General features: G+C 58.6%; 1 pseudogene. It reads right to left on the bottom strand.

Annotated elements, in window-relative coordinates:
• Positions 1-305: pseudogene (locus tag BMI87_RS21890) on the bottom strand (hypothetical protein); the annotation flags it as partial.
• Between the last annotated feature and the right edge of the window lie 72 nt (positions 306-377).

Genomic DNA, 377 nt, shown 5'->3' with positions numbered 1-377 from the left:
TTGTGCTCAGGACCTTCCAATGTCGGCGCGAAGTAGCCGTCCTTACGCAAGGATTCAAAATGCGTGCGCGAAATGAGTAGCGCATCTTGAAGATCTGTTGCGGAGACGAGCGTCTCCAGACGGCTGAGGACCGGTTCAGCTTCTTCGGGGGTGAACAGCTCCCAGGCATCTGACCGACCTTGCTCGACTGCACGCACGACCCCAGCGGTAACGAGCAATTTTCGCAGCCGTCGACTATCGATGCCATACTCCCGAGATGCGGTGAGCACCGAGTGAAGGTGGCGCGTCAGAACAGGCTCGCCCATCAGGTCATCCCCAGGGCCGAGCGGCCAAGTTTTGAGGATGTGATCGCGTAGCAGGTTCCGGAAAGGCGCATA

Source organism: Thioclava sp. F28-4, assembly GCF_002020045.1.
In the GTDB taxonomy this organism is placed as follows: Bacteria; Pseudomonadota; Alphaproteobacteria; order Rhodobacterales; family Rhodobacteraceae; genus Thioclava; species Thioclava sediminum.
This window is presented reverse-complemented; position numbering and strand designations above follow the sequence as displayed.